The sequence below is a fragment of the Streptomyces sp. NPDC047042 genome (genome assembly GCF_040644035.1).
GTDB lineage: Bacteria > Actinomycetota > Actinomycetes > Streptomycetales > Streptomycetaceae > Streptomyces.
On the sequence record NZ_JBEYVP010000021.1, the window covers coordinates 148,758 to 171,161 of the forward strand.

The following is a 22,404-nucleotide window of genomic DNA, read 5'->3' on the forward strand; positions in this document are numbered from 1 at the left end:
GGACTGCTGTTCCCTGGCTCTTGACCGGCGGCTCCATCTGGCCTCAGATGAGACCGGGTCCTTTGTGACCGCGTCCTTGTCGTACGACGGGAGGCACGGTGCGAGAACGGCAGCCGTCCCGAGGTGCCGGCCCGGCCCGGGACTTCGAGGCGTTCGTCGCGGGCGCGGCGGGCCGACTGCTGCACACGGCCACGCTGCTCACGGCGGAGGCGCCGCACGACAACCCGCGCGCGCGGCGTCTGCTCACCCATGCCTTCACTCACACGTACGCGTGCTGGGACCGGATGCGTGGCGAGGACCCGTACGCCCGGGCCCGCCAGTACCTCGCCGTCCGCTTCGCACGCGAGGCCTGGCACCAGTACGGCGGCCTCGGCAGGGCCCGCCCGCATCCCGGCAGCGCCCTGGCGGTGCTCACCCCCCAGCAGCGGCTGATCCTGGTCCTGCGGCTTTACGAGGGGGTCGGCGAGGAGCAGACGGCGGCGCTGCTGGGCCTGCCCACGGAGCGCGTGCACGCGATCTGCGACCGGGCGACGGCGACGCTGCTGCACCCGCCGCGCGACAAGGCTCCGGCCGTGGCCGGGCGGAAGGTGGTGCCGTCATGAGCCGGCGCGACCGGGAGTCCGCCGCGCGGCAGGCCATGGAGGGCACGCCCCCTCCGGTCCCGCCGGACCTGTACGCGGAGGTCGTACGGCGTGGCAGCCGCATGCTGCGGCGCAGGCGGGCGGTGCGGCGGCTGATGTGGGTGCTGCTGTTCTTCGCGGTGGTCGTCTTCTCGGTGTGGGCGGCCACGGTCCAGCCCTGGGTGGAGCCGCCCTCGCAGGTGACTCCACCCGTGACGGGCTGGTGAGACCCCTCTAGCCGAGGGCCTGCTGGAGGTCCTCCAGGAGGTCGTCGACGTTCTCGATGCCCACGGAGAGGCGTACGAGGTCGCCCGGCACTTCCAGGGCCGACCCGGCGACGGACGCGTGCGTCATGCGCCCCGGGTGCTCGATCAGGGACTCCACGCCGCCGAGGGACTCGCCGAGCGTGAACACCTTGGCGCGGTTGCAGACCTCGACGGCCGCTTCCTCGCCGCCCTGGACCTGGAACGAGATCATGCCGCCGAACGCCCGCATCTGCTTGGCGGCGACCTCGTGACCGGGGTGCTCCGGGAGCCCCGGGTAGAGGACGCGCGTCACGCGCGCGTGCCGGGTGAGCATGTCGGCGATCCTGGTGGCGTTCTCGCTGTGCCGGTCCATCCGTACGGAGAGCGTCTTGGCGCCGCGCAGCACCAGCCAGGAGTCGAAGGGCCCGGCGACCGCGCCCATCGCGTTCTGGTGGTACGCCAGTTCCTCGCCGAGTTCCTGGTCGGCGGTGACCAGCGCGCCGCCGACGACGTCGGAGTGGCCGCCCATGTACTTGGTCAGGGAGTGCACGACGACGTCCGCGCCGAGGGCCAGCGGCTGCTGGAGGTAGGGCGTGGCGAAGGTGTTGTCGACGACGAGCCGGGCGCCGGCCTCGCGGGCGATCTGGGCGACGGCGGCGATGTCGGTGATGCCGAGGAGCGGGTTGGAGGGGGTCTCCACCCACACGACCTTGGTCTTCGGGGTGAGGGCCGCGCGTACGGCGGCGGGGTCGCTGGTGTCGGCGACCGACCACTCCACGCCCCACCGGGCGACGACCTTCGCGAAGAGGCGGAACGTGCCGCCGTAGGCGTCGTTGGGGATGACCACGTGGTCACCGGGGCTGAGCAGCGTACGCAACAGGCAGTCCTCGGCCGCCAGTCCGGACGCGAACGCGAGACCGCGGCGACCGCCCTCGAGGGCCGCGAGGTTCTCCTCGAGGGCGGTACGGGTCGGATTGGCGCTGCGGCTGTACTCGTAACCGCCGCGCAGCCCGCCGACGCCGTCCTGCTTGTAGGTCGAGACCTGGTAGATCGGCGGGACGACCGCGCCGGTGAGAGGATCCGCGGTGTTGCCCGCGTGGATCGCGAGTGTCTCGAAGTGCTGACTGATGTGCCTGTCGCTCATGTGGACCGAGGGTAGTGCGCTCGCGCGATTGATGCCGTCCACCGCTTGCGGGGTGCGGGGCCTGCGCGGGTTCCGGAACCTTTCCGGTGGACCGGTTGGCCAATTGTCAGAGGTGTCTGGTTCGCTTGAGGTATGGAGATTCTCTGGGTCCTGATGGCACTGGTCATGCTCGGCTTCGTGGTGCTGCCGTTCATGCGGCGCAGGAGTGCCGGTATTCAGCAGGTCGCCCCCGGTGACCCGGACGCCGCGGACCCGGCGAACTACGGCTTCGTCCGGCAGGAGGCGCTGGACATCCGCATGCCCGGCCCCGACCAGGACCTGCTGGACGTCCTCGACGTCGTACAGCGCACCCAGGACTACAGAGCGGCGGCCCAGCTGCTCGCCGGCACCGAGAAGGACGGCGAGCGGCGCTGGCAGCGCGTGCAGGCCTTCGCGGGCGCCGCGTCGCTGGAGCTGCAGCAGCGCCCCGGCGGAGTGAGCGAGTCGCCGGGCGGGCAGTGGCTGCGGGTGTGGCGGACCGAGGCGCCCAAGGACGCGGGCGGCGCGGCGGTGCACGCGGAGTTCCTGGTCCAGCAGGCGTGGCGGACGTCGACGCCGGGCACGGACGAGTTCCGGATCATCATGGAGGAGGCGAAGGCGGCGTGCGGCGACGCGGCGCTCCTCTCCCCCGGTGACCCCGTCCCGTACATCGTCGAGCTGTCGGTCGCGCGTGGACTGGCGTACTCACAAACGGAGTTCGAGCAGCTCTGGCTGAAGATCCTCGACCGCGCCCCGGAACACATGGGGGCGCATCTCGCGGCCCTGCACTACTGGTGCGAGAAGTGGCACGGCTCACGCGCGCTGGCGATGTCGTTCGCGGAAGCGGCGGCGGCCAGAGCCCCGCAGGGCTCGCTGCTGGCGGCGATGCCCCTGTTCGCGGTCTTCGAGCATCTCCCCGAGGTGAACCTGGTCAGCGGCTTCTACCAGAGCGAAGTGGTGACGAAGTCGATCCACGGCGCGCTGTTCGCGGTCCACGCGGCCCGGCCCGACGACCCGATGCTCGCTCACGTACGCCATCTGCTGATCTTCTTCCTGGTGCGCTCCGAGCGCTGGGCGGAGGCCATGAACCAGTTGGTGCACGTCGACGGCCATGTGGGCGCCCTCCCGTGGACCCTCACCGCCGATCCTGCGGCGGAGTTCGCGGTGTACCGGGCGCTGGCGGTGGCGGGGTACGAGGCGAACGGCGGGAGCCCGGCGTCGCTCCTGCGCTAGGCGGGGCGGGAGGGCGGGTCGCGCGGCCGGACATCGAGCCCCCGGATGCGTGATCAGCGGCTGGCATGATCATGCCTTGCTTGGTCCCCGGCCCGTACGCGATACTCCGCTTTCCCCCACCCGCCGGTCCTGACCCCCACCGCTCGGCCGCGCTCCCCTTCCTACCGTCCCCGTTCCCGTGGAGGGATCCCGGCCCGATGGGCTCGACCCTGCGCGCGCTGCGCGCTCTCGTACTGCTCGCCGGCTTCTATCTGCTCGGCGTGCTCCTGCTGGCGGTGCTCGCCGGCGCCGACTACCTGCTCTTCGCACACGCCCCGGCCGCTGCGGCGGCCAAGTTGGCCCTCGTCTCCGTAGTGCCGGCGATTCCCCTGGTCCGCGGCCTGTTCATGCTGCGCACGCCCAAGGGCGAGGAGCCCGCGGGCCTGCCCGTGACCGAGGCGCAGGAGCCGGAACTCTGGCGTACCGTACGGGAGTTGGCCGAACGGGTCGGCACCCGCGCCCCGTCCCGCATCGTCCTCACCGGTGATGTCAACGCCGCCGTCGGCGAGGACGCGCGTCTGCTCGGCCTCCTCCCCGGCCCGCGCCGGCTCTACCTCGGCGTACCCCTCATGCAGGGCCTGACCGAGGCCCAGTTGCGCGCGGTCATCGCCCATGAACTCGGTCACTACGCCGGCTCCGACACCCGCCTGGCCGCCCTCACCCTGCGCGGACGCGTCCAACTCCAGCGCACCATCGCGAACTTCGAGGAGCGCGCGGGCATCACCTACCGCGTACTGGCCCGGGTCTACACCGCGTACGCCGAGTTGTACCTCCGCACCACGCTCGCCGACTCCCGCCGCCAGGAGTACGCCGCCGACGCCTCTGCCGCCCGGATCGCCGGACGCGACGCCACCGCGTCGGCGCTGCGCGAAATCCCGGTCCTGGACGGCGCGTTCGGGTTCTATGTGCGCAGCTACGCCACCCTCGGCACCGACGCCGCGCTACTGCCGCCGCGCGGTGAGGTGTTCGGCGGCTTCGGCCGGATGCTGAGCGCCCGCCAGCTCGAACTGGCGGGACTGCGCAGCGAGTTGCCCACGGAGCCGACTTCGCCGTACGACTCCCACCCGCCCGTCGCCGACCGCGTACGCCGCGTCGAGCTGCTCCCCGCCGACGACCGCGCGGACGAGGCCCACGGCGCGGCCATCGCCCTCCTGACCGACGCCGAGGGCACCTTCGCGGCGCTGGAGGACGCCGTTCTGACGGACGAGGTACGGCAGTTGCGGCGCACCGCCGACTGGCAGGAACTCCTCGACGGCGCGATGGCGGCCAATCTCGCCGCGCTCAACACCCCGCTGCACCGCGCCATGGTCCTGTACACCAGGAGCCGGCCGACCCTGCCGGCCCTCCTCACCCTCATCGACGACGGCCAACTGTGGCAGCTGGCCCGCCGGTTGCCGTTGTCGGACGAGGCGGCCGCGGCGAACGGTCGCGCGTTCCGCGAGTTCGCCCGCCCGACGCTGCACAACTCGCTGCACAGCATGGTGATGGCGGAGTTCAGCGCGCGGTCGCGGATGAGCTGGGTGTTCTCCTGGGAGCAGCCCGCGAAGGCCCGCCTGCTGCCGGAGCCCGGCAGCGCACCGGACGACAGTCCCCCGAGCCTCGACGCGGCGATCGGCGCCGCCGTCGACAGGGCGCTCGCCGACGCCCCGGACACCGCCCCGCTGCGCGCCCTGCTGCCCCCGACTCCCCGCTCGCCCCGAGAAACGGACGCTCCCCGATGACCGTACTGCTGTGGATCCTCGGCATCCTGGCCGTGCCCACCCTGATCGCCGTGCTGTGGCTGGGCGGGGTGTTCGTCAAGGAGTTCGTCGCCCAGACGAGGGGAACCGGCGACACCGAGGACGCCGACGCCGGCGCCGAGGCGGCCGAACAGCTCGGTCTCCTCCCAGCCGAGCGGCAGAACACCTTGTACGCGGGCCCGCTTCCGCCCGGCTGGGAGGCGGCCTTCGCCGCCGTGCGCGGCGGTGACTGGAGGGCCGGCGCCCGGCTGCTGGACGGCATCGGGCGGGACTGGGACCGCCGGTCCATGGCGGTGGCACAGCTCGCCGAGCTCGCGGCGGACGAGGACGAGTGGCTGATCGCCTGGGAGGCCGCCGGTCCCGACGACCCGGACGCGGCCGTGGTCCGGGCGAGCAGCACGGTCATGCTCGCGGGCAAGCTCAGAGGCGCCCAGCGGGCCAGGCACACGACGCAGGAGCAGTTCGACGGCTTCCACCGGATGCTGCGGCGCTCCCGTGAGGAGATAGCCCGGGCGGCGGTACTGAACCCGGACGACCCCACTCCGTACATCTCGGAGATCGCGGTGGCGACCGGGCTCGGGTACGCCCACTCCGAGATGGACAGGCTGTGGGCGGAGATCACCGCCCGCGCCCCGCACCACTACGAGGCCCACTGGCGGGCGCTGCAGTACTGGTGCAAGAAGTGGTGCGGCTCGGAGCGGCTCGCGATGGAGTTCGCCGAGCGGGCGGCGTCGTCCGCCCCGCTGGGCAGCCTGCTGACGGTCCTCCCGCTGATCGTCCACTACGAGCACGACGACTCGGACGACAGCGCCACCGACCGCACCCCCGAGATGATCGCCCGCGTGAACGCGGGCCTCGCCGACGCCGCCGCGGCCGACCAGACCCACCCGCGCCTGCCGGAACTGCGCCACCTTCTGGCGTACTACCTGTCCCTCCAGAACCGCGACGAGGCAGCCGTCGAACAGTTCAGACTGGTCGACGGCTACGTGAACGCCCTGCCGTGGCGCTACCACGGCAACGGGATGACGGCACGCTACTGCCGCATCCGGAACCTGTCGGCGCAGGCGGTCGTGTCGGCGGGGAACGACGGGCCCTGAGCGCTGCGCGGGCGGGGGAGCGGGGGAACCCTTCGGTCAGCCCTCCGTGCGGGCGGGCAGTCGCCATCCCGGGCGCGGGAAGTGGCAGGTGTAGCCGTTCGGGTAACGCTGCAGATAGTCCTGGTGCTCCGGCTCGGCCTCCCAGAAGGGGCCGACCGGCTCCACCTCGGTGACGACCTTGCCCGGCCACAGCCCGGAGGCGTCCACATCCGCGATCGTGTCCTCGGCGATCCGCTTCTGCTCGTCGTCGACGTAGTAGATCGCGGAACGGTAGCTGAGGCCGATGTCGTTGCCCTGGCGGTTCTTGGTGCTCGGGTCGTGGATCTGGAAGAAGAACTCCAGGATCGCGCGGTAGTCGGTGCTCGCGGGGTCGAACAGGATCTCGATGGCCTCCGCGTGCGTGCCGTGGTTCCGGTACGTCGCGTTCGGCACGTCCCCGCCGGTGTAACCGACCCGGGTCGCCGTCACGCCCGGCTGCCGGCGGATCAGCTCCTCCATTCCCCAGAAGCATCCACCCGCCAGCACCGCCCTCTGCGTCTGCGCAGTCATCGAGGCTCCTCCACTTTCCATCAGCTCGGTCTCACGGGCCGCCCGGCACGCACATCACCGGCGGCCCAGGCCCACCCCCCTCAACGCTCGAGGGTTCCCGGCGATTCCGGGCACCGGGTCCGGCGAGCGGGGCTATCCCAGCACGCCGGCGCGCCTGTCGAGCGAGGGGACGCGCGGGACGGCGGAGTTCGGGTCGAAGCCCGCGAAAACCAGGCCGATGACAAAACCCGCCACCTCCTCCAGCTGACGGACGCGATCCAGCGCCCCCAGAGTCGCCGGGACCCCGCCGACGTCCCGGACCAGTTCACCGACGATGTGCAGAGCAGCCGGGTCGTCGCCGCACATCGCCACCGTCACACCGGGCCGGCCGTCGTCGGGCGGGCTCGTCCACTGGTCGGCGGCGAAGAGATGGAACGCCTTCACGACGCGGGCCCCTGGGGCGAGTCCCGCGATCCGCTCGGCGATCGACTCCCCGGGTCCGGTGAGCAACGTACCGACACCGTGTGTCACGGCGTTCGTGGGATCGATGAGAGGCATTCCGTCGAGGAGGCCGTCCGCCGCCCCCGCGAGATTCAGCATGTCCTCGACACCGTCCCAGGCCACGGCCAGCAGCACGGCGTCGCGCCCGGCGACCACCTCACGCGGTGGGACGGCGACCACCCCGTGCCCCAGCCGCTCGGCAAGCGCCTCAGCCTTCACCCGCGAACGCCCGCCGATCACCACCTCGTGCCCTGCCCGTACCCAGCCCTCGCCCAGGGCCGCCGCCAGTGTCCCTGTCCCCAGAATCCCGATGCGCATGGTCGCTGCCTCTCAAGCCGTGACGGGTCGAAGAAGAACGACGGTATGCAAGGCGATACGCACCGATCGGTGCGCGACCGACCAAGGATGATGGGCGACGAGATGACTGACCTCGATGACGACGCCCACTGCCTCGATTTCGTGGCCGACTGCCGGCTGCGCGCGGCCACGGATCTCTTCGCCCACACCTGGGATCCCGTCGTACTGGCGGCTCTTCGCACGGGCCCGCGCCGACGCCGTGAGCTGCGCACCGCGATCGGCGGTATCAGCGACAAGGTGCTCACCGACTCCCTGCGCCGCCTGCTCATCGCGGGACTGCTCGACCGCCACGCACACGCCGAGGCACCGCCGCGCGTCGAGTACGCCCTGACCGGCTTGGGCCAGAGCCTGGTGGAGGGCCCGATGGCGGTACTGGGCCGCTGGGCGCTGGAGCATGCCGACGAGCTTCTCGATGCCCAGGAGAGCGGTGACTCAGGAGGGCTGTGACCTGTGACCCATCTGTCACCCCACGAAATGGGCCCCGATGCCCGACGGCACCGGGGCCCATCACGAAGGAAGTTGACGAGCGATGGCTACTCGTCGACTACTTGGCAGGCTTGTAGAACGCATACGTGGCGGCGTACGGAACGCTCACCTGGTCGGTGCCCGTGCAAGCGGTCGCAGGGGCCACGCCGCCCCGTGTGTTGAGGCGCTGGATGTAGGAGACGTCGGCGAACGTGCCGGTGCCGCGTGTGGTGGTGGACTTCAGGAGGAGTTCGGGGATCGTGCCTGTCTTGGGGGAGTTGGCGACGGCGGCGGCGTTGACCGCGCTGCCGTCCACCGTCGACACCCAGACCGGGCCGCGGGAGTGGAGGGCGAGGGTACGGCGGGAGTGGTCGTTCTTGGCCCAGAGGGTGGCGGCGGGCTCCAGCAGCTTCCAGGCGCCGTCGGTGCAGGTGTAGGTCTGGACGCCTTCGGCGGAGAAAACGCCGGTCAGTCTGTTGCCGTCGGGGACCTTCAGCGCGGCGGGGGCGTCGACCGTGTGGCGGGCGGGCTGCGAGGCGGCGGCCTGGCCGACCGTCGCGCTCAGCAGCGTGCCGGCCGTGACGGCGGCGAGAGCTGTGGTGGTGAGGATGAGCCGCTTGGCGAGTTTCATCGTGCTGGTCTCCAAGACGTTTTCCGAAACGCTTCGATTCTTCGGGCACGCTAACCGCTCCAGGGCCGTGGACCCCGTGCTGTGCCGTGAAGAACGACAACGAGAAAGTGAACAAGTCGTGGGCTTCTCAAGGGAGTTGAGCGCGACGACCGCGGGGTCCTGGACCGACTGTGGCTGCCCGGCGGAGATCGTCACGTCCCACGAGCAGCGAGTATCCCCGTACGGCCCTCGGCTCGACGAGGGCCTGCGGGGCACGCGGACGGGCACGCCACCGCGTACTCGGGGCGTGCGACGTACCGTCCGGGCAGGCCCCTACTCCACCACGATGCCGAAGTCCCGCACGAGTTCCTCCAGGCCTCCCCGGTACCCCTTGCCGCCGAGGACGAAGTCCCAGTCCCCGTTGGACCTTCGGCGGAAGGAGCCGAGCACCAGGGCGGTCTCGCCGGGGCGCCCGTCGGACACCTCGAGGCGCCCGAGTTCGGCCATCCCCGGGTCGAGGAGCCGGATGCACGCGTCGGTGAAGCCGGACAGGTCGGCGTCCGGATTCACCTCCGGGTCGATGGCGGCCACGAGCACGAACCGGTCGGCGGACGCGGGTAGCCCGTCGAAGGCCACGCAGATCGCGGCCTTGTCCGGCGCGGCGGCGGGAAGGGCTCGTACGGCGCCGTCGGGTGTCTGGTGGTTGTTGAAGAAGACGAAGTGATCGTCGCTGAGCACCTGGTTGCCGGAGCAGACGAGAGCGCACACGTCCAGGGCGACGCTGCCGGTCCAGGACATGCCCAGGATGTTGTAGTCGGCGGGCAGCTGCGGGCCGGATCCGGCGGCGGCCGGTGGTGCCGCCGGGGCGGGGCGGCCGGCGCCGTCACCCAGTCGTCCGCGCAGCCCGTGCCGGTGCAGCAGGTCGACGAGTTCCGCCCCCGCGATCAGCTCCAGGGGCTTGCCGTTGGCGAAGGTGTGCGAGCCGGGGCCGAAGCCCGAAGTCGTCACGAGGACGCCCTTGTTGGCGCCGGCGTCCTGAACCGTGCCGTACAGGTCGCGTACCGCCGTGGGTGGCACCGTGTTGCGGTAGCGCTTCACCTGGACGACGATCTTGCCGCCGCGAATGGGCGTCGGATCGTGCGCGTCGACATCCACGCCGCCGTCGTTCGAACGCTGGGTGGTGACCGCCTGCATCCCCATGGCCCGGAAGAGTTCGGCGACCAGATCCTCGAACTCGACCGGGTCCATGGCGAACAGGTCCGGTTCCCCGTCGCCGCCGTGCGCGACGACGCGGTTCCCGACGTCCTGGGGCCGGCGGCTCGGCCGTACGGGGGTGAGCTGGTCCGGCCGTACCGAGAGCTGCCCTCGCAGTCCGTCGGTCAGGCAACTGACCGCGTCCACCTGGGCCAGGTGCAGTTCACGGAACGACGACGCCGAAACCATCGCCGTCGCGAGGAAGATGTGGCCGCGCTGCCCCGTCGTCGGGTCGTGTTCGTCGACGAACCCGTTCAGGGAGACGGATTCGAGCGCGCCCTGCTCATCGGCGGCGAACAGCTCATGCAGGACGAGCAGCACGCACTGCGCGACGACCTCGCGGTACAGGGCACGGCGCTGGCCCGCAGGGCGCGGGGCCTCCTTGTCCTGGTCGAGGGACGACACGTACCGCACGGACTTCGCTTCCGGGACCACCGAGAAACCGGGCAACTGCCAGTCCAGGACCAGATGTCGGGCCGCCGCGTCGTAGGCCGCCGATATCTGGCGGGGGAAGTCCTCCGGCCAGGTGCCCGACGCGTAGAGCGCGGCGGAGAAGTACTCGACCACCGCGTCGGGGTCCTTGCGCCGGACCCCGTCGGTCACCTGGCGAATCCCCGCGTTGTGCCGACGGATCTCCGCCAGCTGAGCGCTGGCCCACTGGTCGTACTCCCGCTGTGACGCGGCCAGTTGACGCAGGCGCTCGGCTTCCGCCGCCTGCGCCGCCTGCCAGTCCCGTTCGAAACGGGCCCGCGCTTCGGCCTGGGCCTGCGCGCGACGGCTCGCCGTCCAGCCGCCCTGCGCCTGGTACTGGTCCGCGCTCGGCATCGGCACGGAGTGGGCCAACAACCCGGCGGAGAAGGGCTGGACCACCTCGGGCCTCATGAGCGCCGAGGCGCTGAAGGCGGGCGCCCGGCAACCGGCGGCGAGGAGACCCTGCAAGGACGCGACCTGTACGTCCAATTCCTCCGTACGACGCTGCGCCTCGGCCTGGCGGTACTCGCGGTGACTCTGGGCTGCTCGCCTCTGGTAGGCCCGCGCCTGCTGTTCTTCCTGCCGCTGCCGTCTGGCCGCGGCTTCCGACTGGCGCTGCTGCTGCCGTTGCATCTCAGCCCAGATGCCGACGGAACCAGTAGAACGACGACTCATGTGCTGCGGGCCCTCCCCAGGACGTTGGCAGCCGAAAGACACTTGATCGTCCCCACAACCAAGTGTGACGAGACGACTCTATCCAGCAATCCCCCTCCCGCATATCCACTCGTCCACCCGCTCGTCGACAGCCGCCCGCTCCCCCATACCCGCAGGTCAACCTGACTGACGAGTAACCACTTCCGCCCCGGGCGGAATCAGGCGCAGCGACGGCGAACGCGGGCAGGCTCCCGACGTACGACCCCCACCCGACCCCCACCCGTGAGACGCCGGCCCGGGCGCCGAAGCCACGACCGACCCGGTCGGACAAGGCCGTCGGCCCCGGAGCCGACCACGACGTACCGGAGGAACCGATGGCGCCGACGGCGGCATACGACGAGATCGCGGACTGGTACGAGACGGAGTTCCTCGCCAGAGCCGCCGGAGCCGGCGACCCGCTGAACCTGGGTGGCCTGCTGCGCGACCTGCTCGGTGAAGGCCGTGGCACCTGCCTGGAGATCGGCTGCGGTACGGGCGTCCACGCGGCGCTGGTTCGCGAACTGGGCTGGACGCCGGTGGGCGTCGACCTCTCCGCGCGAATGCTGGAGCACGCCCGTGGCCGGTTGCCGGTCGCCCGGGCCGACGCCGAGCGGCTGCCCCTGCGGGACGGGTCCGTACCCGCGGTGATCGCGATGATGGTCCACACGGACATGCCCGGGTATCCGGCGGTGCTGCGTGAGGCCGCGCGGGTCCTGCGGCCAGGTGGCACGTTCGTGCACATCGGCGTCCATCCCTGTTTCTGCGGCGGATTCGCCGACTTCAGCGACCCGGAGGCGGCGGTCATCCGCCCCGGCTACCTCGACAGCGGGTACTGGACGAAGGACTCCTGGACGACCGACGGCGTGCGCGCCAAGGTCGGCGCGATGCACCGCCCGCTTCCCGAGCTGCTGCACGCGTTCCTCGACGCCGGTCTGCAGCTCACCCGGTTCGCCGAAGGCAGCGCACCGACCCCGATCGTCCTGGCCGTCAAGGCCACCAAGCCCGCGTGACGGGAGCAGGTGGGTACATATAGGCATACATGGGCACAGACGGGTACGCGGGAATGATCGGCCGGCGGACGAGGTTGCCGGAGGCATGGCTGTCATCCACCACACCACCATGACCCCCACCAAGCTGGAGCTGCTCACAGCCTGGCTGCCCACCCGCCCCTGGTACGTCGGGGCGGCCGGCGAGCCGGAGTTGGCCAAGGCCGGGGGTTTTCGGCTCGATGACCCGGAAGGTGAGGTGGGCATCGAGGTGATGGTGGTGACGGACACGTCCGGTGAGCGGCCGGTCTCCTATCTCGTGCCCCTCAGCTACCGGAGCGCGCCGCTCGACGGAGCCGAACAGGCCGTCGTCGGTACGTCCGAGCACGGGGTGCTCGGCAAGCGCTGGATCCACGACGGGACCCATGACCCTGTCGTCGTAGGGCAGTTGCTCGCGCTCGCCCAAGGTCGCGCGGAGGCGCAGGCACAGAGCGTGAGCGACGCTCCCGACCCGTCTGTCACCGGTCGTTTCACGGGGGCCGGCGTCTCCACCGAGGTCGCGTCCCTCGCCGTCACCGATGGCGTGGACGGCACCGACGTCGTGGTGGAGACCGTGGCGGACGAGGATCCGGCGAGTGAGCTGACCCTTCGGGTGACGGTGACGCGTGTCCTCCCGTCGCCGCAGCGGCAGACCCCGCCCGTCGACCCGACATCGCCCCGGGGAGAGATCACCGCCGGCTGGCAGCTGCCGGACGGCAGTGAACATCGCGCCCCGTTCGTGCTCATCGGCGACGCCGAGCACTGAGTCGCCCGCACCCGGCATGCGGGGGCCCGAAAACCGACAGCGGACGCAAATCCTCCGTCCTACGATCGCTCACATGCTGCTTCGAAGAACGTTACGGATGATCATCGTCATCGCTGTGGCCCTCGCAGCGGCGGTGCAGGGCGGTGCCGCGAACGCGGGGCCCGCCGAGGGCGACCAACCACCGCCGCAAGAACGGCAGTTGCTCTACTTCAATCACGCCTTCGGGGTGTTCGACCGGGAGACCGCCGACGCCATCGAGGACTCCGCCTATCTGCGGGAGTTCGCCAACTTCCAGGTCCGCACCACGACCGGGTCCGGCGGCGAGAGCTGGACCGGTCGTTATCTGTACGGCCGCGAGACCTACTTCGAACTGTTCGGCGTCGGTGACGTCCCCGGCCAGGACGGCCTCCTGGGCTCCGCCGGAACGGGACTGTCGACCGAGCACGCCGGTGACCAGGCCGCCGTCATCGAACGGTTGCGGACGGAAGGGGTCACCGACCCGGTCCTGTTCGCGCAGACGCGGGACTTCGGCGACGGCGTCCCGGTGCCGTGGTTCGACGCGGTCCTCACCACCCTCGAGTACGACGCGTACGACGCCTGGTCGATGGAGTACCGGCCCGAGTACTTCGCCGACCCGCGCGGCAACACCGAACCTGCCGCCTTCCCCGGTGACGTCGGCCGGGAACGCTACCTGTCCGACCTCTACCGCGACCACCTGATGCGCGACGTCACCTCGGTCCGCTTCGCGGTCACCGCCCGCGACCTCGCCGCCACGGTGCCGCTGCTGCGGGCCGGCGGCTTCAGCGTCCGGTCGGTGGCGAACGGCGGCATCGTCGCACGGGGCGGCGGCACCACGATCCGCTACGACGTCGTCTCGCGTGAAGCCGGCGAACACACGGGCCTGCGGCGCATCGAGATGTCCCTCAACCGGCCGGTGCCGTACCACCACGAGGAGCGAATCGGCCACTCGACCCTGGCCGTCGGCCCGGGCGCCCACGCGGTGTGGACGTTCGACGACACGGGCGACGACACCGGCGCCGGGACGGGGACCGGGACCGGGACCGGGACCGGGACCGGGACCGGGTGAACGACGAGGGCCCCGGCGTTCATCGCCCGCCAGGGCCCTCACCTCACGCCTCGACACCTCACACGCGTGTCGCTCTCACCCGGGAGGGTCAGATCGTCGCCGTGTCGATCACAAAGCGGTAGCGGACGTCGCTCGCCACGACCCGGTCGTACGCCTCGTTGATCTCCGAGGCGCTGATCAGCTCGATCTCGGAGCCCAGGCCGTGCTCGGCGCAGAAGTCCAGCATCTCCTGGGTCTCCTGGATGCCGCCGATGCCCGACCCGGCGAGGGTCTTGCGGCCCGCGATCACCGAGAAGAGGTTCAGCGCGACCGGCTCCTCGGGGGCGCCCACGTTCACGAACGCGCCGTCCGTCTTGAGGAGGGACAGGTACGCGTCCAGGTTCAGCGGGGCGGACACCGTCGACAGGATGAGGTCGAAGGTGCCGCGCAGCTCCTTGAAGGTGGCCTGGTCGCTGGTCGCGTAGTAGTGGGAGGCGCCCAGCTTCAGGCCGTCCTCCTTCTTGCTCAGGGTCTGCGAGAGGACCGTGACCTCGGCGCCGAGCGCGGCCGCGATCTTGACGCCCATGTGGCCGAGGCCGCCCATGCCGAGGATCGCGACCTTCTTGCCGGGGCCGGCGTTCCAGTGCTTCAGCGGGGAGTACGTGGTGATGCCGGCGCAGAGCAGCGGCGCGGCCACGTCGAGGGCCAGGCCGTCGGGGATGCGGACGGTGAACGCCTCTGCCACGACGATCTTCTGGGAGTAGCCGCCGTACGTCGGCTCACCGTTCTTGTCGAGGGCGTTGTACGTGCCGACGTTGCCCTTGAGGCAGTACTGCTCGAGGCCCGCCTCACAGTTCTCGCACTCGCGGCACGAGTCGACCATGCAGCCGACGCCGACGTGGTCGCCGACCGCGAACTTGGTCACCCCGGGGCCGACGGCCTCGACGACACCGGCGATCTCGTGGCCGGGGACCATCGGGAACATGGCCTCGCCCCAGCCCTCACGGGCCTGGTGGATGTCCGAGTGGCAGATGCCGGCGAACTTGATGTCGATCAGGACGTCGAACTCGCCGACCTCGCGACGTTCGATGGTGGTGCGCTCGAGGGGAGCCTTGGCGGAGGGTGCGGCGTATGCGGCGACGGTGGTGGTCATGCCGGAAGTTCTCCTTGGGGGATTCGCGCCCGGCCGCCTTCTGACCGGGTGCGAAGACCAGTCTGCCGGACGCTTCCGTCTTCACCCAGTCCCCGCTTGTGCGTACGCCCGCTGGTCCTACCACTGGCGGGGTCAGGCTCGTATGCGTACGACCAGGAATACTGGACCGTATGGACGAACATCCCGAATCAGCCGAGACGGCCGAGACAGCCGGATCGGCGTATCCGGCGGACGCCTCCCGCCGCGGGCGGAACCCCGGGGGTGCCCTGGACCGGCGTGCCGAGCTCAGCGAGTTCCTGCGCACCCGCCGGGCCCGGCTCAAGCCGGAGGACGTGGGACTGCCCGACCACGGCCGGCACCGCCGGGTACCGGGGCTGCGCCGCGAGGAGCTGGCCCAGCTGGCCGGGGTGTCCGTCGCCTACTACACGCGGCTCGAACAGGGCAACGGGCAGAACGTCTCCGCGGAGATCCTCGACGCCATCGCCCGCGCCCTGCGGCTGACGGGCGCCGAGCACGCCCATCTCACCCACCTCGCGAAGCCGAAGCAGCACAAGAAGAAGCCGTCGACGCGGACGCAGGTGGTACGCGGGGCGCTGCGGCAGCTGCTCGACACGCTGGACGGCGTACCGGCGTACATCGGCGGGCGGCGTACGGACATCCTGGCGTGGAACGCGATGGCCGCGTCCCTCTTCGGGGACTGGGCCGACCTGCCGCCGCAGGACCGGAACTGGGCGCGGCTGGTGTTCCTGCGGCCGGAGTACCGCGACCTGTTCCTGGACTGGGAGCAGAAGGCGATCGACATCGTCTGCGTGCTGCGCATGGACGCCGGCTGCTATCCGGAGGACCCGAAGCTGGCCGCGCTGGTGGGTGAGCTGTCGGTGAAGAGCGAGGATTTCCGCCGGCTGTGGGCGACCCACGACGTCAAGGAGAAGAGCTACGGGGTGAAACGGTTCCGGCACCCCCTGGTGGGCGAACTGACCCTGAACTACGAGTCGCTCAGATTCCCGGACGACAGCGACCAGTCCCTGATCATCTACAACGCGGAGCCGGGCTCCCCGTCGGCGGAGGCACTGCACTTGCTGGCCAGCTGGGGCCGGGACGCGACGAGGGCCGGTACCGGTACCTGACCTGGGAGAGACGCGGACGGCCCGCCGGGGGTGTCCCCCGACGGGCCGTCCGTCCATACGCCTGCGGCGACCTACGATCTACTTGCCGTAGTACGCGTTGTAGATCGAGATCGTCGACTTGTTGCCCTTCCTGTCGGTGATCTTCGCGTGGTACGAGATCGCCTCGCCCTTCTTCGGGTTCACGACGGTGATCTTCCCGTTCCGCACCGTCAGTTTCTTCCAGGTCTGGCCGTAGTCGTACGACGCGTACACCGTCAGCCTCTTCAGGTTGCGGCCGCGGGCCGCGCCCTCGACGACTACCGGGAACGTGACCCTCTTGCCCGCCGCGACCTTGTTGTCCAGGCCGACGGCCGCGTTGAAGCGGACCGTGGAGGCCGGGAGTTGGGCCAGGTCCGCCGTCTTCTTCGAGCGGAACGTCCAGCTCGCGTCGATCCGCGTGGACGCCTGGGCGACCTTGACGCTGCGTTTGACCGACGTCGTCAGCTTGTACGCGGCGTCGCCCGCCGGGACCCTGAACGGCTTCTCGGCGAAGAGCGGGTCGTCGGTCGTGGCGACCTTCCTGCCGTTGCGGTAGAGCGTCGTCGTCACCGCGGTGAAGTCGGACGAGCCGGGGTTGCCGGCCCCGTCGGCGAACAGTGGCACCAGTCCGTAGAGGTAGTCGCCCTCACGGAAGAGGCCGTACTCGGGCAGCAGTCGCGGGCCGAACACCGCGGTGTTGAAGGTGCGCGTGTACGTGCCGCCCCCGTTCAGTTTCTGCAGGTCGTTGACCGTGTAGTAGGCCTCGGGGTTCGGGAAGCCCTGGGCGTTCCTGCCCTTGAACTGGGTGAAGTCGAAGAGCCACTCAACCTTCTCACCCGTGCTCAGGTACGTCGTACGGGTGGCCGGCAGTGCCTGCTCGACGGGGGTGCCGAAGGCGAAGTTCTCGGGCAGGAAGGCGGTCGCGCCGAGCACACCCGTCCTGCCGGGCGATCCGGCACCGAGGCGGTGCCTCACCGTGGCGAGCTCGCTCGCCTTGAAGTGGCGGACCTTGTTCCCCTGGATCTTCTTGACCCTGGCGGTGGTGATCACGTCGTACTCCGCGCCCGCACCCTTGCTGAACTGGCCGAACCAGGTCTGCGAGAGACCGGTGACCTCGGGTCCGATGTGGGCCATCCGCAGGTTGGCGAAGGAGTCCACGAAGTCCACGCGGACGGCGAGGCCGGGGACGTCGTACACGTAGTCGATCATCACGTTCCGCGGCTTGGCGCCGGCGTCCGGCACCGTGATGTCGGCGGCCTTGGCGGTGCGCGCGTCGATCGTCACCGAGGTGTTCCCGGTGACCGTCAGCTTCGGCTGGACCAGCCAGTCGAGGCCCCCGCCGCCCAGGTCGGGCCTGGTGAAGTCCTTCGCGATCCACGCGTCCAGCAGGTAGGTGCCCCTGGGCAGACGCATGGTCGTGGTGCCGCTGGTGTTCGTCGGGACCTGGTAACCGCGGTCGGTGGCCAGCCCGCTGTAGCCGGCGAGGGTCGTGTAGTAGTCGCCCGTCGGCTGCCCGGCCTTGTCGATGTGCTTGACCGTGACGTCGTACGACTCGATCTCCCGGTTGACCGCCGCCGCCGTACGGACGCTCTGCGCACCGGCCGTCGCCGTCACGTACGAGGAGTACGCGCCGTCGAGGGTGCCGCCCAGCCTGGTGTTGACGGTGTAGCCGACCGAGGCCCTGCCGCCCGCCGGGACCCTCACGGTCGTCGCGGACAGCTTGAAGAAGCCGGCCGGAGCGGCCTGGCCCTTCGGGTTGGTCGCGGTCGCCGTCAGCTTCAGCGTGACGTCGGTGGTGCCGAGGTTGCGGTAGGTCAGCTGTTTGGTGACCGGGGTGTCGTCGGTGTGCGGCCACGCCTGCGTGCCGAAGCTCACCGACGCCGGGTCGGCGATCACGGTCTGCTTGATGGCCCGGTCGATCTGGATCCGGCCCGCACCCTGCTGGAACGGCGTGTACTTGCCGCCCTTCGCCGATCCGGTGAGCGCGCCCTTGATCTCGGCGTACGTCCACTTCGGGTGCTGCTGCTTGAGGATCGCCGCCGCGCCCGCCACATGCGGTGTCGCCATCGACGTACCGGAGATGGTGAGGTACCCGGCCGGCTTCTCGCCGACCTCCTGCTCGATGATGCTGCCCTTGGCGGAGGCGGCCGTGATGTCCACGCCGGGTGCGGTCACGTCCGGTTTGACGGCGCCGTCGCCGACCCGCGGTCCGGTGCTGGAGAAGTCGGCCAGCAGGTCCTTGTCGTCGACCGCGCCGACGGTGAGGGCCGCGTCGGCGCTGCCCGGTGAACTGATCGTCTCGGGACCGGAGTTGCCCGCCGCGATGGCGAAGAGGATGCCCTTCTCTGCGGAGAGTTTGTTGACCGTCGCCTCCAGCGGGTCCACCTCGGGGGTGTCCTGGCCGCCGAGGCTCAGGTTGACGATCTGGGCGCCCTGCTCGGCCGCCCACTCCATGCCGGCGAGGATGCCCGAGTCGTCACCTGCGCCGGTGTCGTCCAGGACCTTGCCGCTGATGATCCTGGCGCCGGGTGCGACGCCCTTGTACTTGCCGCCCGACTTGGCTCCGGTGCCCGCGGCGATGGACGCGACGTGCGTACCGTGGCCGACCTTGTCGGCGGTCGTGGCGGCCGTGGAGAAGTTCTTGGCGGCGATCACCTGGTTCCTGAGGTCCGGGTGGGTGGCGTCGACACCCGTGTCCAGGACGGCGATCTTGACGCCCTTGCCGTCGTAGCCGGCGGCCCACGCCTTCGGCGCGCCGATCTGCGGTACGGACTTGTCGAGGCTCGCCCGGCGGGTGCCGTCGAGCCAGATGTGCGCGATCCCGGCGGCGGCCCTGCCGCCGTTGGTCACCGCGTCCCAGAGTTCGGGAGTGGCGTTCCGCGAGGTCTGCACGGCGTCCGCGTTCAGGGACTTCAGCGTCCGGCGCAGGGTGCCCGCGTCGCGGACGTCGGCCTTGGTGGCGGTCGCCGCCCCCTGGTAGCCGACGATGACCTTCAGCCCCTTCTGCTGGGACCTTCGGGTCGTCTCCTTGTTCAACTCGGTGATGTCGAACAGCCGTTGGTCGAGCTTCCCGCCGGAGAGCAGTCGGGTCGCGTCGGCCGGGACGACGAGGGTGTGCCCGCCGGCCTTGCGGATCTGCACGGGTATCTTCTCGCGGCCGGCCGCCCGCTCCAGGCCGACGACGCGGCCCTTGGCGTCGACGGCGACCCGGTCACCGGTGATCAGTGTGATGCGATGCGTCGTCGGCCGGAGCTTCTGGGCGGCGCCGGTCAGTCGCTGCGGCGCCGCCTTCGCGTCGGCCCTCACGTCGGTCTTCGCGTTGGCCCTCACGTCGGCCTTCGCGGACGCCGGGCCGGTCATGCCCGCCGCGAGGGCAACTGCGGCCGCCGTGGCCACGGTTGCCGCGCATACCCTCTTCACTTGTTCGCGCAAGTCTCCCCCTGGAGCGCTGGCTGTGGTGCCGGGCAATTCCCCGTCGCCCGGCTGGGGGAGATGCGTACGCATGCGCGTACACCCCCCGACGGTGAAGTATGCCGAGGGGTGATCAGCCACTCAATAGACGGAACGATGACAATTCGCCCGTTACGGGGCAGCGTGTTCTCGCTACGCGCCCGTTTTTCGCCTTACGCGCCCGAGTTTCGCTTCACGCGCCCGCGTTCTCCTTCACGGTGATCTTCCCTTTGCGAATGGTGGCCACCCGAGGGGCCTTCTTCGCGATCGCGGAATCGTGCGTGACCATGATGAAAGTGAGCCCTAGCTCCTTCCACATGGTTTCGAGTACGTCCATGATCTCGTCGCGCATCGACTCGTCGAGGTTACCGGTGGGCTCGTCGGCGAGCAGCACCTTGGGCTGCTTGACCAGGGCACGGGCGATGGCGACGCGCTGCTGCTGGCCGCCCGACATCTCCCCGGGGAGGTGCCCGAGGCGCTCTCCGAGACCGACCGATTTCAGCGCCTCGGCGGCCCGTTCGCGCCGGTCCTTGGCCTTCACGCCGAGCGGTACGAGAGCGGTCTCGACGTTTTCCTGGGCCGAGAGGGTCGGAATGAGATTGAAGCTCTGGAAGACAAAGCCGATGTTCTCGCTGCGGACTTTGGTGAGGCGGCTCTCGGAGAGTTTGGCGAGATCCGTTCCGTCGAGGTCGATGGTGCCCTCAGTGGGGCGGTCGAGGCCGCCGAGCATTTGCAGGAGGGTGGATTTTCCGCCGCCGGTGGGGCCCTGGATGACCAGGCGGTCGCCGTCGGGGATGGTGAGGTTGATGCCGGCGAGGGCGTCGACTGTTTCCTTGCCTCGGGTGTAGCGCTTGGTGACGTCTGTCAGTTCGTACATGTGGGTGCTCCTGCGGTGGTGGTTGTCGGCTGCGGGCCCGGTGGGGGCTGGTCGCGCAGTTCCCCGCGCCCCTAAAAGCGGGCCCCGTGGGGGCTGGTCGCGCAGTTCCCCGCGCCCCTAGAAGCGGGCCCCGTGGGGGCTGGTCGCGCAGTTCCCCGCGCCCCTAGAAGCGGGGCCGGTGGGGGCTGGTCGCGCTCCGCGGCGGAGCCGCATATGAATGCAGCCCCGCGCGCCTGAAAAGCGATCAGCGAACCCCGCCGTTCACTCGACTCGCCTCAGCGCGTCCGCCGGGCGGAGCCTCGACGCTCGCCAGCCGCCGAAGGCGCCGGCTATCAGGCCGCCGGTGACTGCCAGGCCTACCGCGAGGGCGATGGTGGAGAGGGCTACGGGCGCGGTGAGCGCGACCGTGAGGGCCTTGGACGCGGCCTGCCGGCCGAAGCCGCCGCCGCCACCGCCGAAGCCCCCGCCGCCGCCGGGGCCGGTGTTGCCGCCCGAACGGCCCAGCTCCGCCTGGAGATCGGGGCTGATCGCGGTGACGACGTACGCGCCCGCCAAGCCCAGCGCGATACCGAGGGCGCCGCCCACCAGCCCGTTGACGACGGCCTCGCCGACGACCTGGCGGGTGACCCGGCCCGACTTCCAGCCCAGCGCCTTCAGCGTGCCGAACTCGCGCACCCGGCGGGACACGGCCGAGGAGGTGAGCAGGCCCGCGACCAGGAAGGCGGCGACGAGCACCGCGATCGACAGCCACTTGCCGACGCTGGAGGCCAGGTCGGAGGCGGTGGACAGGGACCCGGAGACGGTGTCCGCGAGGTCGGCGGAGGTCGTGACGGTCGTACCCGAGATGTTCTTCTGGATGGTCGACTTGACGGCGCTGATCTGCTGGGAGTCGGTCGCCTTGACGTAGATCGTGGTGACCTTGTCCTTGGAGTCGCTGAGGGTCTGGGCCTGCTTCAGCGGGATGTAGAGGTTGGCCGCCGCGTCGCCGCTGTCGGGGGTCGCGATGCCGATGGCCTTGTACGTGACGTTCTTGATGGTGACCGTGCTGCCGACCTTGAGCTTCTTCTCCTTGGCGTAGGAGGCGTCGACGACCACCACCTTGGCATCGGTCTCGGCGGTCGTGAAGGTACGGCCGCTGGTGATCTTCGAGGAGGTCAGCGGGCCGAGTTCCGGCTTGCTGACGTCGGTGCCGTACACCGAGTAGTTGTTGACGTCGAAGTCGGCGCCGCCACCCTCAACTCGCCCCTGCGGGGCGCCCGTTTCGCCGCCCCGGCGGTATCCGCCGCCCTCGTTGCCGCCGCTGCCCTGCTCCTGGCGGAACTCGCCCTGCCTGAACTGGCCGCTGATCTTGATGACTTGGAGGCTCAGCCCGCCGACGGCGTCCGAAACGCCCTTCTGCGTATCGACCTTGGCGACCGTGGACGCGGCCAGGGTCTCGAAGCCCTGGACGAACACCCGGTCGCTGCTCTGCTCGGCTGACGAGTCGTCACCGTCGGGCCGCGCGTTGAACTGGAAGCGCCGGCGCTGGGTGTCACCGGTGCCGGTCTGCGCCGGGGCGGCCTTGGTGACGGTCATGTCGGTACCGAGCCCGTACAGCGACTCAAGGACCTTGTCCTGCGCCTTCGACATGCCCGCGGACACCGAGGTGACCACGATGACCAGGGCGATGCCCAGCGCGAGCCCGGAGGCGACGACGAGTGCCGCTTTTCTGCGGCGGCGCAGTTCGCGCCTCAGGTAGGTGAAGAACATGGCCGCAAGCTAGGTACACCGCGTGATGACGCGATAAGCCCCGCATAAGAGCTGCATGAGAAGAGCGGGAAACACCGATGCCGCCGTCCGGACCCGGGGGTCGGACAGCGGCATCGGCGAAGGGCAACAGGGGCGGGATGCGACGGAGAGCGCGCGGGG

The 22,404-nt window shown here is 70.5% G+C and carries 19 protein-coding genes; 10 read left to right on the forward strand and 9 right to left on the reverse strand.

The window, feature by feature from the left end:
* Nucleotides 1–98: 98 nt before the first annotated feature.
* Both ABZ855_RS25200 and ABZ855_RS25205 read left to right on the forward strand, forming a co-directional pair.
* Nucleotides 99–602 (forward strand): sigma factor-like helix-turn-helix DNA-binding protein, encoded by a 504-nt coding sequence (locus ABZ855_RS25200; RefSeq protein ID WP_360810381.1) that lies wholly within the window; start codon nucleotides 99–101, stop codon nucleotides 600–602.
* The gene (locus ABZ855_RS25205) at nucleotides 599–847 is read left to right on the forward strand and encodes a hypothetical protein (protein WP_360810383.1); all 249 of its coding nucleotides are present in this window, start codon (nucleotides 599–601) and stop codon (nucleotides 845–847) included. Before ABZ855_RS25200 ends, ABZ855_RS25205 begins: the two co-directional genes overlap by 4 nt.
* Nucleotides 848–854: 7 nt before the next feature.
* Here the strand turns inward: ABZ855_RS25205 and ABZ855_RS25210 are convergent, their stop codons facing one another.
* Nucleotides 855–2,009 carry a cystathionine gamma-synthase gene (locus ABZ855_RS25210; RefSeq protein ID WP_360810385.1) on the reverse strand — a complete coding sequence of 385 codons (1,155 nt, stop codon included), beginning with the start codon at nucleotides 2,007–2,009 and terminating at the stop codon, nucleotides 855–857.
* 132 nt (nucleotides 2,010–2,141) lie between these two features.
* Between ABZ855_RS25210 and ABZ855_RS25215 the strand changes: the two genes are divergently transcribed.
* From ABZ855_RS25215 to ABZ855_RS25225, 3 genes are all read left to right on the forward strand, one after another.
* The gene (locus tag ABZ855_RS25215) at nucleotides 2,142–3,260 is read left to right on the forward strand and encodes a hypothetical protein (RefSeq protein WP_360810387.1); all 1,119 of its coding nucleotides are present in this window, start codon (nucleotides 2,142–2,144) and stop codon (nucleotides 3,258–3,260) included.
* 197 nt (nucleotides 3,261–3,457) lie between these two features.
* Nucleotides 3,458–5,020 (forward strand): M48 family metallopeptidase, encoded by a 1,563-nt coding sequence (locus tag ABZ855_RS25220; RefSeq protein WP_360810389.1) that lies wholly within the window; start codon nucleotides 3,458–3,460, stop codon nucleotides 5,018–5,020.
* Nucleotides 5,017–6,135 carry a hypothetical protein gene (locus tag ABZ855_RS25225; RefSeq protein ID WP_360810391.1) on the forward strand — a complete coding sequence of 373 codons (1,119 nt, stop codon included), beginning with the start codon at nucleotides 5,017–5,019 and terminating at the stop codon, nucleotides 6,133–6,135. Before ABZ855_RS25220 ends, ABZ855_RS25225 begins: the two co-directional genes overlap by 4 nt.
* A gap of 36 nt (nucleotides 6,136–6,171) precedes the next feature.
* On the opposite strand, the gene msrA is transcribed toward ABZ855_RS25225, so the two are convergent.
* Entirely contained in the window at nucleotides 6,172–6,684 is a 513-nt protein-coding gene (gene msrA / locus ABZ855_RS25230) for a peptide-methionine (S)-S-oxide reductase MsrA (protein ID WP_360810393.1), read from the reverse strand.
* Between the two features lie 132 nt (nucleotides 6,685–6,816).
* The gene (locus ABZ855_RS25235; RefSeq protein ID WP_360810395.1) at nucleotides 6,817–7,482 is read right to left on the reverse strand and encodes an NAD(P)-binding domain-containing protein; all 666 of its coding nucleotides are present in this window, start codon (nucleotides 7,480–7,482) and stop codon (nucleotides 6,817–6,819) included.
* Between the two features lie 102 nt (nucleotides 7,483–7,584).
* Here ABZ855_RS25235 and ABZ855_RS25240 point away from each other — a divergent pair, with 102 nt between their 5' ends.
* Nucleotides 7,585–7,968, forward strand: coding sequence for a helix-turn-helix domain-containing protein (locus tag ABZ855_RS25240; protein ID WP_360810397.1), 384 nt, complete (start codon nucleotides 7,585–7,587; stop codon nucleotides 7,966–7,968).
* A 97-nt stretch (nucleotides 7,969–8,065) separates the two neighbouring features.
* Here the strand turns inward: ABZ855_RS25240 and ABZ855_RS25245 are convergent, their stop codons facing one another.
* Nucleotides 8,066–8,617 (reverse strand): DUF3455 domain-containing protein, encoded by a 552-nt coding sequence (locus ABZ855_RS25245; RefSeq protein WP_360810460.1) that lies wholly within the window; start codon nucleotides 8,615–8,617, stop codon nucleotides 8,066–8,068.
* 312 nt (nucleotides 8,618–8,929) lie between these two features.
* Nucleotides 8,930–10,996 carry a restriction endonuclease gene (locus ABZ855_RS25250; RefSeq protein ID WP_360810399.1) on the reverse strand — a complete coding sequence of 689 codons (2,067 nt, stop codon included), beginning with the start codon at nucleotides 10,994–10,996 and terminating at the stop codon, nucleotides 8,930–8,932.
* A gap of 353 nt (nucleotides 10,997–11,349) precedes the next feature.
* Between ABZ855_RS25250 and ABZ855_RS25255 the strand changes: the two genes are divergently transcribed.
* From ABZ855_RS25255 to ABZ855_RS25265, 3 genes are all read left to right on the forward strand, one after another.
* Nucleotides 11,350–12,024, forward strand: coding sequence for a class I SAM-dependent methyltransferase (locus ABZ855_RS25255; protein ID WP_360810401.1), 675 nt, complete (start codon nucleotides 11,350–11,352; stop codon nucleotides 12,022–12,024).
* Between the two features lie 85 nt (nucleotides 12,025–12,109).
* Nucleotides 12,110–12,805: a 1,4-alpha-glucan branching protein gene (locus tag ABZ855_RS25260; protein ID WP_360810403.1), complete on the forward strand. Its 696-nt coding sequence runs from the start codon at nucleotides 12,110–12,112 to the stop codon at nucleotides 12,803–12,805.
* Between the two features lie 97 nt (nucleotides 12,806–12,902).
* Complete coding sequence (locus ABZ855_RS25265) at nucleotides 12,903–13,892, forward strand: DUF5829 family protein (RefSeq protein WP_360810462.1); 990 nt, start codon at nucleotides 12,903–12,905, stop codon at nucleotides 13,890–13,892.
* Between the two features lie 88 nt (nucleotides 13,893–13,980).
* Here the strand turns inward: ABZ855_RS25265 and ABZ855_RS25270 are convergent, their stop codons facing one another.
* Nucleotides 13,981–15,024 carry an NAD(P)-dependent alcohol dehydrogenase gene (locus tag ABZ855_RS25270; protein ID WP_319211189.1) on the reverse strand — a complete coding sequence of 348 codons (1,044 nt, stop codon included), beginning with the start codon at nucleotides 15,022–15,024 and terminating at the stop codon, nucleotides 13,981–13,983.
* A 170-nt stretch (nucleotides 15,025–15,194) separates the two neighbouring features.
* Here ABZ855_RS25270 and ABZ855_RS25275 point away from each other — a divergent pair, with 170 nt between their 5' ends.
* The gene (locus ABZ855_RS25275; protein ID WP_360810405.1) at nucleotides 15,195–16,151 is read left to right on the forward strand and encodes a helix-turn-helix transcriptional regulator; all 957 of its coding nucleotides are present in this window, start codon (nucleotides 15,195–15,197) and stop codon (nucleotides 16,149–16,151) included.
* Nucleotides 16,152–16,229: 78 nt separating this feature from the next.
* Here ABZ855_RS25275 and ABZ855_RS25280 read toward each other — a convergent pair whose 3' ends face one another.
* The 3 genes from ABZ855_RS25280 to ABZ855_RS25290 form a co-directional block, all read right to left on the reverse strand.
* The gene (locus tag ABZ855_RS25280) at nucleotides 16,230–19,589 is read right to left on the reverse strand and encodes a S8 family peptidase (RefSeq protein ID WP_360810407.1); all 3,360 of its coding nucleotides are present in this window, start codon (nucleotides 19,587–19,589) and stop codon (nucleotides 16,230–16,232) included.
* A 223-nt stretch (nucleotides 19,590–19,812) separates the two neighbouring features.
* On the reverse strand, nucleotides 19,813–20,496 hold the full coding sequence (locus ABZ855_RS25285; protein ID WP_360810409.1) for an ABC transporter ATP-binding protein: 684 nt from the start codon (nucleotides 20,494–20,496) through the stop codon (nucleotides 19,813–19,815).
* A gap of 261 nt (nucleotides 20,497–20,757) precedes the next feature.
* Complete coding sequence (locus tag ABZ855_RS25290; RefSeq protein WP_360810411.1) at nucleotides 20,758–22,245, reverse strand: ABC transporter permease; 1,488 nt, start codon at nucleotides 22,243–22,245, stop codon at nucleotides 20,758–20,760.
* Nucleotides 22,246–22,404: the final 159 nt, after the last annotated feature.